Source organism: Bradyrhizobium sp. USDA 3650, from assembly GCF_054057395.1.
Genome location: NZ_JBSRZG010000001.1, coordinates 7592611 through 7609173, shown reverse-complemented (window position 1 = coordinate 7609173; position 16563 = coordinate 7592611). Strand labels below are relative to the sequence as shown.

At 64.3% G+C, this 16563-nt stretch carries 16 protein-coding genes; 7 read left to right on the top strand and 9 right to left on the bottom strand.

Going from position 1 to position 16563, the window contains the following annotated elements:
• The first annotated feature begins 199 nt into the window (after positions 1–199).
• Positions 200–523, top strand: a complete 324-nt coding sequence (locus ACVIN2_RS35790) for a DUF1476 domain-containing protein (RefSeq protein ID WP_456769211.1) — start codon at positions 200–202, stop codon at positions 521–523.
• A gap of 54 nt (positions 524–577) precedes the next feature.
• Here ACVIN2_RS35790 and cynS read toward each other — a convergent pair whose 3' ends face one another.
• From cynS to ACVIN2_RS35770, 4 genes are all read right to left on the bottom strand, one after another.
• A complete protein-coding gene (gene cynS / locus ACVIN2_RS35785; RefSeq protein WP_456769210.1) occupies positions 578–1060 on the bottom strand; it encodes a cyanase in 483 nt (160 codons plus the stop codon).
• A 16-nt stretch (positions 1061–1076) separates the two neighbouring features.
• Positions 1077–2000: an ABC transporter ATP-binding protein gene (locus ACVIN2_RS35780; protein ID WP_456769209.1), complete on the bottom strand. Its 924-nt coding sequence runs from the start codon at positions 1998–2000 to the stop codon at positions 1077–1079.
• 5 nt (positions 2001–2005) lie between these two features.
• Complete coding sequence (gene ntrB / locus ACVIN2_RS35775; RefSeq protein ID WP_456769208.1) at positions 2006–2848, bottom strand: nitrate ABC transporter permease; 843 nt, start codon at positions 2846–2848, stop codon at positions 2006–2008.
• A 166-nt stretch (positions 2849–3014) separates the two neighbouring features.
• On the bottom strand, positions 3015–4394 hold the full coding sequence (locus ACVIN2_RS35770; protein ID WP_456769207.1) for a CmpA/NrtA family ABC transporter substrate-binding protein: 1380 nt from the start codon (positions 4392–4394) through the stop codon (positions 3015–3017).
• A gap of 160 nt (positions 4395–4554) precedes the next feature.
• Here ACVIN2_RS35770 and ACVIN2_RS35765 point away from each other — a divergent pair, with 160 nt between their 5' ends.
• Entirely contained in the window at positions 4555–6483 is a 1929-nt protein-coding gene (locus ACVIN2_RS35765; protein ID WP_456769206.1) for a sigma 54-interacting transcriptional regulator, read from the top strand.
• Between the two features lie 6 nt (positions 6484–6489).
• Here the strand turns inward: ACVIN2_RS35765 and ACVIN2_RS35760 are convergent, their stop codons facing one another.
• The 3 genes from ACVIN2_RS35760 to ACVIN2_RS35750 are packed head-to-tail and all read right to left on the bottom strand — an operon-like array spanning position 6490 to position 9104.
• Positions 6490–7368, bottom strand: coding sequence for a sulfurtransferase (locus tag ACVIN2_RS35760; protein WP_456769205.1), 879 nt, complete (start codon positions 7366–7368; stop codon positions 6490–6492).
• 46 nt (positions 7369–7414) lie between these two features.
• On the bottom strand, positions 7415–8527 hold the full coding sequence (locus tag ACVIN2_RS35755; RefSeq protein ID WP_456769204.1) for an acyl-CoA dehydrogenase family protein: 1113 nt from the start codon (positions 8525–8527) through the stop codon (positions 7415–7417).
• A 31-nt stretch (positions 8528–8558) separates the two neighbouring features.
• Complete coding sequence (locus tag ACVIN2_RS35750) at positions 8559–9104, bottom strand: OsmC family protein (RefSeq protein WP_456769203.1); 546 nt, start codon at positions 9102–9104, stop codon at positions 8559–8561.
• A 245-nt stretch (positions 9105–9349) separates the two neighbouring features.
• Between ACVIN2_RS35750 and ACVIN2_RS35745 the strand changes: the two genes are divergently transcribed.
• Entirely contained in the window at positions 9350–10015 is a 666-nt protein-coding gene (locus tag ACVIN2_RS35745; RefSeq protein ID WP_456769202.1) for a TetR/AcrR family transcriptional regulator, read from the top strand.
• Between the two features lie 78 nt (positions 10016–10093).
• On the opposite strand, the gene ACVIN2_RS35740 is transcribed toward ACVIN2_RS35745, so the two are convergent.
• Positions 10094–11653 (bottom strand): alpha/beta fold hydrolase, encoded by a 1560-nt coding sequence (locus ACVIN2_RS35740; protein WP_456769201.1) that lies wholly within the window; start codon positions 11651–11653, stop codon positions 10094–10096.
• A gap of 148 nt (positions 11654–11801) precedes the next feature.
• On the opposite strand from ACVIN2_RS35740, the gene mddA reads away from it, so the two are divergent.
• From mddA to ACVIN2_RS35720, 4 genes are read left to right on the top strand one after another with little or no spacing between them, the layout of a single operon-like run.
• Entirely contained in the window at positions 11802–12602 is an 801-nt protein-coding gene (gene mddA, locus ACVIN2_RS35735) for a methanethiol S-methyltransferase (RefSeq protein ID WP_456769200.1), read from the top strand.
• A gap of 23 nt (positions 12603–12625) precedes the next feature.
• Positions 12626–13276: a helix-turn-helix transcriptional regulator gene (locus ACVIN2_RS35730; RefSeq protein ID WP_456769199.1), complete on the top strand. Its 651-nt coding sequence runs from the start codon at positions 12626–12628 to the stop codon at positions 13274–13276.
• Complete coding sequence (locus ACVIN2_RS35725) at positions 13273–14250, top strand: NADPH:quinone oxidoreductase family protein (RefSeq protein ID WP_456769198.1); 978 nt, start codon at positions 13273–13275, stop codon at positions 14248–14250. The genes ACVIN2_RS35730 and ACVIN2_RS35725 overlap by 4 nt, the downstream gene beginning before the upstream one ends.
• 28 nt (positions 14251–14278) lie before the next feature.
• Entirely contained in the window at positions 14279–15028 is a 750-nt protein-coding gene (locus tag ACVIN2_RS35720) for a hypothetical protein (protein WP_456769197.1), read from the top strand.
• An 84-nt stretch (positions 15029–15112) separates the two neighbouring features.
• On the opposite strand, the gene ACVIN2_RS35715 is transcribed toward ACVIN2_RS35720, so the two are convergent.
• The gene (locus tag ACVIN2_RS35715; protein ID WP_456769196.1) at positions 15113–16312 is read right to left on the bottom strand and encodes a TrmJ/YjtD family RNA methyltransferase; all 1200 of its coding nucleotides are present in this window, start codon (positions 16310–16312) and stop codon (positions 15113–15115) included.
• Positions 16313–16563 lie beyond the last annotated feature (251 nt).

The window sequence follows — 16563 nt, the reverse complement described above, 5'->3', positions numbered from 1 at the left end:
CGGGAACCCAGCCTTAGGCAACCTATCCGATTGGCCGTCCCAGCACAATCGATCCGGCCGTCCGGCATCAAACTTATACCGTCTTGCCTGCGGCTTAACGGCTCGTTGTTTTGCCGATTCGTGCCCCCTATCTAGGCATGCACCGGGGCTCTCGCAACGAGGGCCAGCCGGGTCCAGTCAGCAGGGAATTGGAAAAGGCATGAGCACGTTGGACAAGCGCGAGGAAGGCTTCGAGAAGAAGTTCGCCCTCGACGAGGAGCAGAAATTCAAGGCGGAAGCCCGCCGCAACCGCCTGCTCGGGGTGTGGGCGGCCGAAAAGCTCGGCATTACCGGCGATGCCGCCACGGCCTATGCCAAGGAGGTGGTCGCGGCCGATTTCGAGGAAGCCGGTGACGCCGACGTCCTGCGCAAGGTCATGGCCGATTTCGCCGCCAAGAACGTCGCCGTCACCGAACAGGTGATTCGCGCCAAGATGAACGAGCTGATCGCGGTGGCGGCGGCCGAGGTGAAGGCCGGGAAATAAGGCGAAGCATCATTCCGGGGCCACGTCTGCGACGCACCCCGGAATGCCAACCAGCTATCCCTCTTTGAACCCATATTCCGGCACGTTGCCGCTGGCGCCGTAATATTTGTACGGCAGGAATTTGCCGCTCATGGTGATCTTGACGCGGTCGCCCTTCGGATTGGGCAGGCGCTCCATCACCATGTCGAAATCGATCGCCGACATGATGCCGTCGCCGTACTCCTCCTCGATCAGCGCCTTCCACGCCGGACCGTTGACCATGACCAGCTCGTAGAAACGATAGATCAAGGGATCGGTCGGCGGCATCGGCATGCCGCGCATCGGCGTCTCGTTCAGCATCGTGGTCTCGGCCTTCGTCAGGCCGAACAGTTCAGCGGCGTTTGCTGCCTGCGGCTTGGTCAATTTCATCTGGCCGAGGATCGCGCCTGTTATCAGCACCTCGGAATAGCCACCGATCTGCTCGCAGATATATTTCCAGCTCCAGCCCTTCTCGCGCTTGATGTCGAGCAGCTTCTCGGTGAGGTCTTCGCGTTTCATGTCAGGGTCTCCTTTTTCAAGCAGTCAGCCCGGGACTGGTCCCAGGTATCCAGGTCTGTCGTTGCTCGTCGCCACCGGACGCGACGGTCAGTCCGGGCTTGCCGATACGCACCACCGGCACATTGCGCGGATCGTGGCCGGGCGTCTCGGCCGCGAAAGTCTTGCTGCGCGTCACCAGGAAATCGACGATGTGGTTGCGCAGCGCGTAGTACAGCGGGTGGCGGTGCAAATCGGTGCGGCCGCGGTCCCGCGGCAACGGGTTCTCGACCACTTCGGCCAGCACCGCGCCGGGACCGTTGGTCATCAGGAATATCTTGTCGGCGAGATAGATCGCCTCGTCGACGTCATGGGTGATCATGAACGCGGTCTGCCCGGTCTCCAGACAGATGCGCCGCACCTCGTCCTGCAGCGTGCCGCGCGTCAGCGCATCGAGTGCCGAGAACGGCTCGTCCATCAGCATCATCTTTGGCGTGATGGAGAGCGCACGCGCGATGCCGACGCGCTGCTTCATCCCGCCGGAGAGCTCGGAAGGTCGCTTGTGTTCCGAACCCGTCAGGCCAACGAGGTCGATAAATTTCTGCGCATGCGCCTTCACCTTGGCGCGATCCCAGCTCCGCCATTTCGAGCTCACGGCGTAGGCAACGTTGCCGAGCACGGTGCGCCAGGGCAGCAGCGCATGGCTCTGGAAGATCACGGCGCGGTCGAGGCTCGTCCCTGAAATGGCCTGCCCGTCAACGATCACCGCTCCCTCGCTCGGCGCATCGAGGCCGGCGAGGATGTTGAGCACCGTGGTCTTGCCGCAGCCGGAATGGCCGATCACGCAGCAGAACTCGCCACGCGCCATCGACAGCCAGAGATTCTCGAAGACCGCCGTCGTCGCGCCGTCCGCGCCCGGATAGCGCTTTGCGATGGCTTCGATGGAGATGAATTTTTCGGTCACAGCCCCTACTCCGGAAACGTGACCATGCGCGTGAAACGCGCGAGGATTTGGTCGAGCAGCATGCCGACGATCCCGATCAGCAGGATCGCGATGATCACGTTGGTGATCGACAAGTTATTCCACTCGTTCCAGACGAAATAGCCGATGCCGGTGCCGCCGACGAGCATTTCGGCGGCGACGATCACGAGCCAGGCGATGCCGATCGAGATGCGCATGCCGGTCAAAATCGTCGGCGCCGCCGCCGGCAGGATCATGGTGAAGGCGCGCCTGATGGTTCCGACCTCGAGCGTTCGCGCGACGTTGATCCATTCCTTGCGTACGCTCGCGACCCCGAACACGGTGTTGAGCAGCATCGGCCAGATCGAGCAGATGAAGATGACGAAGATCGCGGAGATCGAGGAATCCTTGATGGTGTAGAGCGCGAGCGGCATCCACGCCAGCGGCGAGATCGGCTTCAGCACCTGGATGAAGGGATCGAGCGCCTTACTGAGCAGCGGCGACATGCCGATCAGGAAACCGAGCGGGATGGCGACCAGCACGGCGAGCAGATAGCCGGTGCCGACGCGCGCGATCGAGTAGCCGAGCTGGATGCCGAGCCCCTTGTCGTTAGGTCCGTTGTCGTAGAACGGCCTCCTCACATGCTCCCAGAGCTTTGCGCCGACGTCGAGCGGCCCGGGCATGGCGGATTTGCCCTGCGTCGCGGTCAGGCCCATCAGCTTGGCATATTCCGGGCTCATCGTAGCCACCGGTGCGGTCGAGCGCACGGCGAGGTGCCAGACGCCGAGGAACGCGACGAGCAGCACGATCGAGACGAGGCCAGCGCGGAGACGGAGGGAGCTGGTGGTCATCTCCCTCTCCCCGTTCTTACGGGGAGAGGGTTGGGGTGAGGGGCATGCTTCCGCATATTCGGTGAGAGACGAACTCGCGGAGAGTCCCCCTCACCCGGATCGCATCTAACGATGCAATCCGACCTCTCCCCGCAAGCGGGGCGAGGTGGAAAGAGAGGGCGGCCGCTCACGACGCCTTCCTGATCTTGAAGCCCGCCAAATAATCCTCGGGCTTGGCCGGATCGAAAGTCTTGCCCATCACCGCGAACGATTTGTAGCTGCCGGCTGGCGGCGCGAGACCCATCTCGGTCATCAGCTTCCTGGTGTCGGTGGCAAGATACACCTGCTCGGCGACCGCCTTGTAGTCGACATCGCCCTTGATCTGGCCCCAGCGCTTCATCTGCGTCAGCATCCACACCGCAAAGGACTGCCAGGGGAACGGGTCGAAATCGACGCGTTTTTCATCCGTCTTCACGCCGCCGAGGCCGTCGGCATAGGTGCCGGTCAAGACCTGCTCCAGCACCGTGACCGGCGCATTGATGTAGTTCGCCGGCGCGATCGCCTCGGCGATCTGCTTGCGGTTCTCCGCCTTCGACGCATAGGCGGTGGCATCGACAATCGCGCGCGTCAGCGCGGCAAAGCTGTTCGGCGCCGTGGTGATGAACTCGCGGCTGGCCGCGAAGCTGCAGCAGGGATGGCCGTCCCAGATTTCCTTGGACAACAGATGCATGAAGCCGACGCCGTCATAGATCGCGCGCTGGCAGATGTTGTCGGGCGCGAGGAAACCGTCGATGTTGTCGGCGCGCAGGTTTGCCACCATTTCCGGCGGCGGTACCGAACGCAGCTGCACGTCGGTGTCGGGGTCGATCCCGTGTTCGGCGAGATAGTAGCGCAGCAGATAATTGTGCATGGAATAATCGAACGGAATGGCGAATTTCATGCCCTTCCAGTCCTTCGGGTCGCGCTTGTCCTTGTGCTTGCTCGCTAGCACGATGCCCTGGCCGTTGATGTTCTCGATCGCGGGCACCGCGAACGGAATGGCGTTGGCACCGAGGCCCAGCGAGATCGCGAGCGGCATCGGCGCCAGCATGTGCGCGGCGTCGTATTCCTTGTTGATGGTCTTGTCGCGGATCACGGCCCAGCCGGCGGTCTTGACCACGTCGACGTTGAGGCCGTGCTTGGCATAGAAGCCCAGCGGCGCCGCCATGATGATCGGCGTGGCGCAGGTGATCGGGATGAAGCCGACCTTGAGATCCTTCTTTTCCGGCGTGCCAGCCTGCGCAAAGACTTCCGTGGCGGTCTGAAGCGGGAAGAACTGCGACAGCGCGGCCAGCGCGGTGGAGGCACCGACCGATTTCAGAAAGGCGCGCCGCGCCAGATCCTGCGGAAACATCGCGCGCATCACGGCAGAGGCGACCACGCCCTCGTAGCGCTTCTCCTCGCTCTCGACGGGATCACAGCGCAGCGCGGTGGCCTGCTCATGCTCGGCCGCGGATTGATGCTGACCACAGGCACAGCCGGCTCGCAGGTTGCGATCGGGATCAAACGGATTGTCGAAAGTGGACATCGGACCTCCTGCGCGTCATTTGCGAGGAGAATTACGCAAGGAGCATGCCATCACCTCCAGGCCGGCCAGTGCCTTGATGACGCAGCACTTTCGCTCGCACTTGGTCATTACGAAAATTCGTGATAAACGACATTTCGTAGTTGAATAACGAGATTTCGTAATGGCAACGACGCCAATACTCGCCCACGACGATGTGGCCCCGACCATCGATCCGCGCGTCGCGGCCTTCGAATCCTCGGTCGAAGCGACGCTGCTGGTCGATCCCTTCGGCGACCAGATCGTCGATGCCAATCCTGCCGCCTGCGCCCTGCTCGGCTACGACCGCGCGCTGCTGCGCCAGACCAGGCCGAGCACGCTGCATGCCGGCGAGCTTCCGGCGTTGACCGTGTTCACCCAGGCCGTGCTGCACAAAGGCGCCTATTGGACCACGGCGCTGAACCCACGCCATGCCACCGGGCAAAATCTCCGGCTCGAATATGCCGGCTGCGCCCTGCCCCATGACGGACGCACGCTGGTCCAGCTCACCCTGACCGATCTCGACGCGCGCCGCCGCCGCAATGTCGATGCCGCGGCTGAAGACCACATGCGCAGCGGCATCTCGACCTGGCAGCGGGTCGAGCGCGTGTTCCAGGACATCGAGCGCGAGAACCAGCTGATCCTGCGCGCCGCCGGCGAAGGCATTTACGGCGTCAACGCGGAAGGAAAGACCACCTTCGTGAACCCCGCCGCCGAGCGGATGCTGGGCTGGACGGCCGAGGAGCTGGTCGGCAAGGAAATCCATCCCATCATGCATCACACCCACCATGACGGGCGGCACTATCACAACCATGACTGCCCGATCTACGCGGCGTTCCGCGACGGCGCGGTGCACCAGGTCGACGGCGAGGTATTCTGGCGCAAGGACGGCTCGCCGGCCTGGGTCGAATACACCTCCACCCCGATCCGCGACCGCGGCGTGGTGGTCGGCGCTGTCGTGGTGTTTCGCGACGTCAGCCAGCGGCGCGAGGCCGACGAGAAGCTGCACGCCGCGCTCGCCGAGGTCGATCGCCTCCGCGAACGGCTCGAGCTCGAAAACGCCTACCTCCAGGAAGAAATCCGCATCGAGACCAATCCGCGCGGCATCATCGGTGGCAGCGAGGCGATCCAGACGACGCTGCGCCAAGTCAAGCTGGTGGCGCCGACCAGCGCGGCGGTGATGATCACCGGCGAGTCCGGCACCGGCAAGGAGTTGATCGCGCGCGCCATTCACGAGGATTCCACCCGCAGCGACCGGCCGCTGATCCGCGTCAATTGCGCCGCGATCCCGCGCGAATTGTTCGAGAGCGAGTTCTTCGGCCATGTCCGCGGCGCCTTCACCGGCGCGACGCGCGACCGCATCGGCCGGTTCGAGCTTGCTGATGGCGGCACGCTGTTCCTCGACGAGGTCGGCGAGATTCCACTCGAATTACAGGGCAAGCTGCTGCGCGTATTGCAGGAGGGCAATTTCGAGCGCGTCGGCCAGGAGCGCACCCGCGCGGTCGACGTCCGCGTCATCGCCGCGACCAACCGCGACCTCAAGCAGGAAGTGCAGCGCGGGCGTTTTCGCGAGGACCTCTATTTCCGCCTCAACGTGTTTCCGATCGAGACGGTGCCCCTGCGCGAACGGCGCGAGGACATTGCGCTGCTCGCGCAGCATTTTCTGACGCGCGAGAGCAAGGCGCTGAAATCGAATCTGCGCTTGTCGGAAGGCGACGCGCGTCGGCTGACGCGCTATGACTGGCCGGGCAATGTCCGCGAACTACAGAACGTGATCGAGCGCGCTGCGATCCTGTCGCAGAACGGCCGTTTGCGGATCGATCTGCCCGATCCCTCCGGCACACAGGCCCCAGCCGGCGCCGCGCGGCAGAAGGCTGACGCACGGCCCGCTGTGATGACGTCATCTGAAATGCGCGACCACGAGCGCGCCAACATCCTGGCCGCGCTCGAGGGCTGCGCCGGAAAAGTGTTCGGCCCCGGCGGCGCGGCCGAGATGCTGGATATCAAGCCGACCACGCTGGCCTCGCGGATCAAGGCGCTGGGAATCGCGCCCCGTCCGCGGGCTGGCGGCTAGCGGCGATCACGCCGCCTTGGTCGTCACCTCCGATGCGATCGGCAGTCCCTGCTCGATCGGCAGCGACGGATCGCGCGACCATTCGTTCCAGGAGCCGAAATACATCCGCACGTCCTTCACGCCGGCGTTCTTCAGCGCCAGGAACGTGTTCGAGGCGCGCGCGCCCTTGAAGCAGTAGAGATAGACCGGCGTGGACGGCGAGATGCCGACAGTGGCGCATTCCGCCAAAATCTCGTCCTTGGACTTGAAGCGCGGGCCCTCGGCGGTCGGCTTCATCATGCGATACCATTCCAGCCACACCGCGCCGGGGATGCGGCCTTTGCGCGGGCAGAAATCCTTCCCATACGGAGAAGAGCTGTCGCCGATCCATTCGTCGACGTCGCGCACGTCGAGAATGGCGACGCCCGGCTTGCCGACCGCCCCCAGCATGGTCTTGGCGTCGATCAGGATATCGCCCGCTTCGGGCACGATTCCGAACGACGCCTTCGCCGGCGCCGGCACATCCTTCGTCACCGGAAGACCTGCGGCCGCCCAGGCATCGAAGCCGCCATGCAGCACCTTGATCTTGGGATAACCGAGCATGGTGAGCAGGTAGTAGCCGCGGCAGGATTGGCCGAAGCCGGAGTTCATCGACTGCTCGTAGATCACGGCCGTCTCCTTGCCGGACAGGCCGGCTCCGCCAAAGGCATCGGCGAACTTGGTCTTCAGCTCGCTCATGCCTTCCGGCGTCGAGGTCGCAAGAAACGTGAATATCTCATGCACGTTCACGGCGTTGGGAAGGTGCCCGGCGCCATAGGCGTCGGGGTTGCGGGTGTCGATCACGACACAGGGCTCGGTTTTCAAGAGATCGGCAAGTTCGCTGGCAGAGATCAGAACGTCCGTCATTGGCAGCCTCTCCGTTGAGGTTAGATGGTGGGTGGGCTCGTAAAACTCAGGAATCGGCGAGCATCTTGCGCAGCTGCTTGGTGGCAGGCGTGACGATCGCGACGAAATAGGCCTCGCGCAGGCGGCGCTGCGCGCGGTGGGACTTGAGGTAGCCGCGCGCGCCACAATGCAGCATCGCCGCATGCGCCGCCGCGACGCTGGCCTCGCCGGCGCGAAGCCTGAGCGCAATCACCTTGCGCCAGTAGGTCTCCTCTTCATTGTAGGGATCGCGCGCCAGCGCCATGGTCTCGGCCTCGAGCTCGGCGGCGAGATCGCGGAAGTGCACCGGCTGTTGCGGCAAATAGCGGTTGATGTGACCGAGAGGATTGTCGACCTCGTCCATGATGTTGATGCAGTCCTTGATGAGCCCCAGCGCCATGCCGGCCTGAAGCAGGATGAAACCGGCGCGGATCCTCTTCACGAAGGGGCCGGCGGGATCGGCCAGGATCAGCTCGTCGGGCACGAAGGCGTCACGGAACTGCACGCCATAGGTCCCGGTGCCGTCCATGGCGAGGAACGGCTTGCACGGCGTCAGCGTGATCGCGGGGTCCGAGCAGTCGGCCAGGAACATGACAGTGCCCGGCTCGTCCTCGCGCTCGAAGATGGTGCCGAAATAATGGTCGGGGCCGAGATTGGAGACCCAGGGCAGCGCGCCGCGCACGATGTAGCCGCCCTCGACCTTGCGCCCCTTCAGCTTGAGCTTTTCGATGCCGAAAAAGCTCTTCATCGGATTGGACAGCCCGGTGCCGCCGAGCACGCGGCCGGTGGAGAACGCATCGCCGAAGCGCTTTGCCAGCTTCATGTTGGTCGAGTTGGCGGCGTACCAGACCAGTGTGTTCTGGCACCATGCCATGAAGGCGGTACTGCCGCAGACCTCACCGATCGCCGCCATCGCCTGAATGGCACAGCGCAGATCGGCAGGCCCTTCGTGCGGCACGTGACTGCCCCAGGCGCCGACCTCGCCGAACTTGCGCAGCACATCGGCGGGATAGACGGTGCCGTCGTCGATGCCGGCGGCGAGCGGCGCGAGCTGCTCCCGCGCGATCCGCGCCACCTCTCCTGCAATGGACGGTGCGGGCTGATCCAAAATCTCGGCCCGTGATAAAGCCAGTGAACCCATGATCGTCTCCCGCACCTTGTCCTGTTGCCGTCTACGAGATGCCGACCTCGAGATTGACCGGGCGGGTGAAGGTGTTGGCGACCGGCGACCATTGCTTCACATGGGCGACCAGCGCATTGATCTCGTCCGGCGAGATCCCCTCACATTCCATGTCGACCTTGACGCGGACGTCGGTGAAGCCGACCGGCTTGTCGGAGACATCGCCGGTGCCCCAGACGGCGGTGATGTTGAGATCGCCCTCGAGCTCGAGCTCGAGCTTGTTGACGATCCAGCCGCGATGCACGGCGTTGGCGTGCAGGCCGACGGCGAGGCAGGAGCCCAGCGCGGCGAGCGAGGCCTCGGACGGATTGGGCGCAGTGTCGTCGCCGAGCAGACCGGGCGGCTCGTCGACGATGTAGGGCTGCAAATTGCGGATGTAGTTGGCGTGGCGGAATTTGCCTTCCGCGACCGTCTTGCACTTCAAGGTCTTGATGACCTTCGGATTGGCCTTACCGTTGGCGATCAGTTGCTCGAGGCCATTCTTGTCGATGGGCGCGAGGCAACCCGTCAGCACTGTCTTCTGAACGACGGCAGTCATCATCTTCTCCCTGGCAGAAGTGGAAATCGGTAGGATACCGAACGGTCTGTTTCCTTGCATGGAGCGTGCCAGAGCCAGCCAAAATCAAAAGGCGAAGCATTGGAGCCGCTTAGCGAACACTGCCTGCGGATTGATCAGCCGCCGTTTGCTCAAAGGCGATGCAGACGGGCTTTCCCGTGCGAATCTTTTCAGCGCGGACAGATGCGGCTTGCTGATGCGGCGCGGCTGCGGGTAAGTTTGGACTCATGGCCAAGCCCTCACCGAACAAGACGTCAAAGAAGAAGTCTCATTCGCCGCACGGCGGCGCCAGTGACGACGAGTCCGCGCGCGGACGCCTGCTCAGCGCCGCGACGCATCTGTTCTGCAAGAACGGGATCAACGCCACCGGTATCGACGCGATCATCGCGGAAGCCGGCACCGCGAAGACCACGCTCTATAAATTGTTCGGCTCCAAGACCAATCTGGTCAACGCGGTGCTGGAGAGCGAAGGCAAGCAGTGGCGCGAATGGTTCATCGGCGCCATGGAAGAAGGCGGCGGCGATGCGCAAGCCAAACTCACGCGCATCTTCCCGGCCCTGAAGAGCTGGTTCGCCGAAGAGCGCTTCTACGGCTGCCCCTTCATCAATGCGGTCGGCGAGCACGACAAGGACGCCAAGCAGTTCCGCAACATCGCGATGAAGCACAAGAAGATCGTGCTCGGCCACATCGAGAAGCTCGCCGGCGAGCTCGGTTCGAACGAGCCCCTCGTGCTCGCACATCAGCTCGGGCTGTTGATCGACGGCGCCATCGTCGCGGCGATGGTGTCGCGCGATCCGGGCGTGGCCGATACGGCGGCGCTGACGGCAGGCCCCCTGCTCAGCCAGTCGAAGGCGAAGAAGAAGCGCGCGGCGGATCAGTTAGAGGCGGTGTGATCGCTCCCATCCCGTAGCCCGCATGAGCGCAGCGACATGCGGGACCACCGTCCCCGGACGTCGCTGCGCTCATCCGGGCTACAGCACTCGCAGCCGCTCCCTCGGTAACGCAGCAATGAACCGCCTGATCGCCTCCAGCACCGGCCCCTGATCACCCGCAAAGAACCAATGATCATTGCCGTCGAGCTCGACGAATTGCGCACCTTTGATCCGGCTCGCCACATCGCGGCCGGCCGCGATCCGTACGGCCTTGTCGTCCCGACGATGCAGCACCAGTGTCGGCATGGCAATCTGCGGCAAAAGCTGCCGCACGTCGGCGTCGCGAAACGCCTCGAGCACCGCCGAGATGCCGCCGGGACTGGACGCCGCGCGCAATAGCCCGGCCCACCAGGCGCGGGCCTGGGGATCGCCGGCAAGGCTGGGCGCAAAGGTCTCAATCTCCACCGGACCTCCCCATTGCGCGATGAGGTGCTTGCTCCAGGCGTCGTACTGGCTGGCCCGCAACGCGTGCGGATAGTCCTGCGACCAGCAGCCCTTGGCCAGTGCACCGAACAGGATGAGTCCGGCCACGAGACGCGGTTCATCGACCGCAAATTTGATGCAGGCTGGTCCACACTCGGATGCGCCGAACAGCACGACGCGGCGCGAGCCGGTCGCGCGGAGCACCGTGCCGATATCCTCCGCGGTGCCGTCGATATCGGGCGCCGATCCGACCCGGTCGGACAACCCGATGCCGCGACGATCGAACACGATCAGTCGCCCCAACTTCATCAATGACGCCAGAAACGTCCGGCTCGCGGGATGCTCCCAGGCGCGTTCCACATGCGACACGAAGCCGGGCATGACCAGGATATCGAGCGGACCGCTGCCATAGGTCTGATATGCCAGATGCACGCCGGCGCCCTTGACGTAGCGCGTCGCTGGAACGGCGTATGCCGCCGCAGGACTCATCAACGACTCGGTCTCGGCCTCGGGCGCAACGCCAAGCTCGTCCTTGAGCCGCTGCGTCAGTGCCGCGTGGTGCCGTTCTGCCGCGCTGCGGTCACCCGCCAGCAGCAGGCTGCGGAGCAGATGCCGACCGTAGACCTCGCTCAAAGGATCGAGCTCGACCAGACGGGTCGCATGGGTGGCCGCGGAAAAGTAGTCGCTGGCGGCGGTCTTGTCCTGCACCAGGCGCTCCAGCGCGTGCATCAACCGTCCCCGCAGCGCCTCGCGGCGGAAGAACGCCCAGTCGTCGAATTCCGGACAGTCCTCCGGCGAGAAGCCTGCGAGGAAATCTCCCCGATAGATCTGGCAGGCTTCGTCAAAGTCACCGCGATCGCAGGCGCTCTCGAACAGATGTGCATCGACCTGCAACGCGACTGCCGGAGACCATCGCAGACTGGTCCGGTCGGTCTCGAACACCTGCTGACCGAGTGTCAGCTCGATGCGGTGAAGCAGGCGCCGCAATCGCGCAAGCCCGGTCTCGCGGTCAGTTTCAGGCCACAGCAGCGTGGCCACGATTTCGCGGGCCACAGCGCCCTTGGCTTCCGCCAGATAGACCAGCAGCGCGAGGCCCTTGCGCAGGGCCAATTTGATCGGGCGGCCGTCGGCGTGGACCTCCGGGAACCCGAACGTCCCCAGCGAGAAAGCCGTCATGAAAGTCCTCCCTCCCCTTGCGGCGCCCCCGGGGGACGCACAGGGGACGGTCCAGCAATAGCAGTCGGGGCAGATCGAGCCTGCTCGCGGGCGAGCAATTCAGGCTCATCCATGCGGCACGGCTGCATCAGGCACAATAGGAAAAAACATGATCTCGCGCCTCCTGATCCTGCTCTACGCCATCGTGAGCTACGTGATCTTCACGGTCTCATTTCTCTATGCGCTCGGTTTCGTCGGCAATTATGTCGTGCCCAAGTCGATCGACATGTCGATCGGTAAGTCGATCGATCTCGGCACCTCCACCGACCTAAGCGTGGCCGTCGTCGTCAACCTGCTGCTGATGAGCCTGTTTGCGATCCAGCACAGCGTGATGGCACGGCCGGCTTTCAAACGATGGTCGGCCAAATTCCTGCCCCTCGCCTGCCAGCGCAGCACCTATGTGCTGCTCTCCAGCCTGATCCTGCTGCTGCTGTTCTGGCAGTGGCGTCCGATCCCGGCACCGATCTGGCAGACCACTGGCATAGCGGCCTGGTTGCTGATCGGGGTGCATTGGCTCGGCTGGCTGATCGCGTTCGCCTCGACCCACATGATCGATCATTTCGATCTGTTCGGCCTGCGCCAGGCTTTCGTCGCGTTCCGCGGGAGCGAGATACCAGGTCAATCGTTCAGAACACCGCTGCTCTACAAGATCGTGCGCCATCCCATCATGCTCGGCTTCCTGCTCGCGTTCTGGGCCACGCCCGAGATGACCGTTGGCCACCTTCTGTTTGCGCTCGCAAACACCGCCTACATCCTGGCCGCGCTTCAGTTCGAGGAGCGCGACCTGATCGCCGAGTTCGGCGCGACCTACCAGGACTATCGCCGACGTGTTCCCATGCTGCTGCCACGGCTTTTCGGCCGCCGCACGGAAGATCGCCAGCCGCCTCGGCCTGCCGGAGCGTCGCAATGAATGCAATATCAGCTATTCCCCGGATGTCGGCGGAAGCCGCCACGTTTGCCGATACGCTGGATGGGCTTGACGTCGGCCTTTATCTCGTTGACGCGGATGCCCGTCTCATCCACGCCAATACTGCCGGGCAGGACATGATCGAAGCGCGCGACATCCTGTTTGAGATCCGCGGGCATCTCGCGGCTTGCGATCCGACGATCAACCGGACCCTGCAGCATTTTTTCGCAGCCGCCGGGCAGGAAAACGCGTTCCTCGGCGCCGACGGGATCGCGGTGCCGATGATCGGGCGGGATGGGAAGCGCCACGTCGCCCATGCTCTGCCGTTGACTTCCGGCGCACGCCGACGTGGGGGTGTCGCCTACAGCGCCGTCGCAGCGCTGTTCGTCCGCAGGGCGGCGCTGATGCTACCGTCTCGTTCCGAAGTGATCGGCAGGGCATTCAAACTGACGCCGACCGAGTTGCGTGTGATGCTCGCGATTGTCGAACTCGGCGGCGTTCCCGAAGTGGCGGCGGCGCTCGGCGTCGCCAACACGACAATCAAGACGCATGTCCGGCGCCTGTTTGAAAAAACCGGTGCAGCGCGACAGGCAGATTTCGTCAAACTCGTCGCGGGATATGCGACGCCGTTAAGAGAACCTGCCAAATATGGACAATGCGCTGGAGTGACGCGATGAGAGCAGTTCTATGCAGCTCATTCACTGGCCCCGCCGATTTGCGCCTTAGTGAAATCGACGAGCCGAAGCCCTCCGGCGACGAGATCCTGATCGACGTCCATGCGGCCTCCGTCAGCTTCATGGACCAGTTGATGGTCTCGGGCCTCTACCAGATGCGGCCGCCGACGCCCTTCGTGCCCGGCACGGAAGCATCCGGCATCGTCGTCGCGGTCGGCGACGAGGTCACGGCATTCGCGCCCGGCGACCGCGTGGCATGCAGCGCCTGGACCGGCAGCTACGCCGAACGGATGATAGCGAAGGACTCAAAGTGCGTGCTTCTGCCGGAAGGCGTCGCGTTCGAGGCCGCGGCGACGGTCCTGCACAATTACGGCACGGCCTATTATGCGCTGGTCGAGCGGGCCAGGGCGCAGCGCGGCGAAACGCTGTTCGTCACCGGTGCGGCCGGCGGAGTTGGCCTTGCCGCCGTCGATCTCGGCCGCCATCTGGGCCTGCGCGTCGTCGCCGGTATCGGCTCCGATGACAAGGGTGCCCTCGTCCGCAATTATGGGGCTGGCGAAATCGTCAACTATCGCAGCGAGGATCTGCGCGACCGGATCAAGGCGATCACCGGCGGCGAAGGCATCGATATCGGCTTCGACAATCTCGGCGGCGCGATATTCCAGCAGATGGCCCGGTCGATGAAATGGGGCGGACGGCTGATGCCGATCGGCTTCACCAGCGGCGAAATTCCCCAGCTCCCGATGAACCTTCCGCTGCTGAAGAACTATTCCATCCTCGGGGTCTTCCTCGGCGCCTGGGCGGAGAAATTTCCCGCGGACGCTGCGCGTATGAATGCCACGCTGATGCAATTGCTGGCCGGCGGAAAAATCCGCCCGCATATCGATCGCGTCCTCCCTTTGGAGGAGGCCGGCGAAGCCATGCGTGCCGTGGCCAACCGAACGGTTCAGGGGCGAATTGTCCTCAAGATCAGGTAAAGTGCACGGGGAAGAGAGAACAAAACCGATGACACAGATCATCATCGACAAACGCTTTTGCGGTCCTCCGAACTCCGGCAACGGCGGCTATGTCTGCGGCCGGCTGGCCCGCCACATTCCCGGCGCCGCGGAGATAACGCTGCGCGCACCGCCGCCGCTGGACACGCCGCTTGATGCGGTCGCGACGAACGACGGCACATGGGAGCTTCGCGACGGCGACAAGATCGTCGCGACCGGGCGGCCGGCAAGCGTCGAGCTTGCGCGCGTGGAAACAGCCAGCTTCGAGGAGGCCCGCGCCGCCGAATTGCTGACGCCGGTCAAACCGCACGAACACCCCCTGCCGACATGTTTCGTGTGCGGTCCTTCAAGGGCAAAAGGCGACGGCCTGCGCATTTTTGCCGGCTCGCTCCGTGGTCACAACGCCGTTCTCGCGGCAAGCTGGACGCCGGATCAGAATCTCGCCGCCGAGGACGGCCTGATCGCCCCCGAATTTCTCTGGTCGGCGCTCGATTGTCCGACCGGCTTCGCCTGCAACTGCGATCAGCAGAGCGGCAGCTTCGACAAGGCACCGCTGCTGCTGGGGCGGATGTCAGCGCGGATCGAGGCCCGCCCGCGCCGCAGAGAGCGTTGCATCATCACCGCCTGGCCCATCGGCCGCGACGGCCGCAAACGCACGGCCGAGGCGGCGGTGCATGATGGAGCCGGAAAGTTGCTGGCGGTGGCGCGCACGACATGGATTGCGGTCGACCGCGACGTACAGCTCGGGCGCACTTCGTAGGGTGGATTAGCGAAGCGTAATCCACCACTTTGGCCGCGGCACGAGAAGAGGTGGATTACGCTTCGCTAATCCACCCTACGAGACCTACATGCTCTGCTCGATCATCCCCTGCAGCCGCGCCAGCTCCGCCTCGATATCCCGCTCCACATCCGCAGCCCGCATCTCGATCACCCGATAATCCCGCGCCTCGAGCCACGTCCGCCGCGATGCCCGATCCGCGACGATCGCCTCGTTCTCACCCGCGTTCACCAGCTCGATCGCGATCCGGTGCGGGAACGAGACGAAGTCCGGGATGTGCCGCCCCACAGGGGTCTGGCGCTTGAACCCTCCTGCGAAACGGCGGTCACGGGTGAGCGCCTGCCAGAGCAGGCGCTCGGCATCGGTCGGGTTGCGGCGGAGCAGGCGGGCGAGGCCGCGCACGGTCGAGCCGCTGTCGGGCACACCGCCGCCCTGCCCGTGCTCGGCCAGCAGCGCGCGCAGCCGCGTGGCCTGCTCGCCGTCGAGCACGCCGCCCTTGGCCGGGCCTTTGCGCCCTTCAGCGATGGCCATCACCACCCCGTGCAGGGTGTGCATGTCCTGCTTGGTCGGCTCCATCCGGGTGAAGATGTTGCGCAGGTTCACCAGCATGGTGTCGCGCTTCTCGGCCGGGCGCAGAAATTCGACCCGGTCGAGCTCGCGGATGAGATTGTCGAAGAATGCCTGCATCTGGTGCTGCGAGGCGCGCTCGGAGCGCTCCGGCATGGCGTGCGGCAGCTCGCCGGAGGTCGCCCGCTTGAACCATTCGTAGCCGACCAAGAGCACGGCCTGGGCGAGGTTGAGCGAGGCAAAGCCTGGATTGACCGGGAAGGTGATGATGCGGTTGGCGAGCCCGACCTCCTCGTTGGTCAGGCCCCAGCGCTCGCGGCCGAACAGGATACCGGCCTTGCCGCCCGCCGCGACGTGCCCGGAAATCTCGCTAGCTGCGGCTTCCGGTCCCACCACCGGCTTGGCCTGGTCGTGAGGGCGCGCGGTGGTGGCGAACAGCAGGTCGAGGTCGGCGACGGCCTCCCCGACCGTGTCGAACAATTCGACCTTGTCCAGAATATAGTCGGCCCCGGCTGCGGCGCGCTGGGCGGCGATGTTGGGCCAGCCGTCGCGAGGATTGACGATGCGCAATCGGCTCAGTGCGAAGTTGCCCATGGCGCGCGCGGCCATGCCGATGTTTTCGCCAAGCTGCGGCTCGACCAGGATGACGATGGGACCGTCGAGGGAAAGGCCCGCTTTGCTTTTGTCAGTCCCGGACATCTCGCTTCGCTTTCACACTGGTTCTCAAGGTCTTGGACAGGCGCTCTGATGAATTGATTCAAGGCCGGTCCTGACCTGGTCTCGACCCGGATTTGACCCAGTCTTGGGCCGGCTGCCCGTCCGCCTGTCGTTTGCCTGTCCTGACGAAATTCTCAAGGGAAATAATGGGTTGGATTCGACTTTTGAATCTCGCCTGAAACCTCAGCCCGGTCCCCGCGGCAGGGCTGCTCCCGCCCCCCATCTGCGGAGGC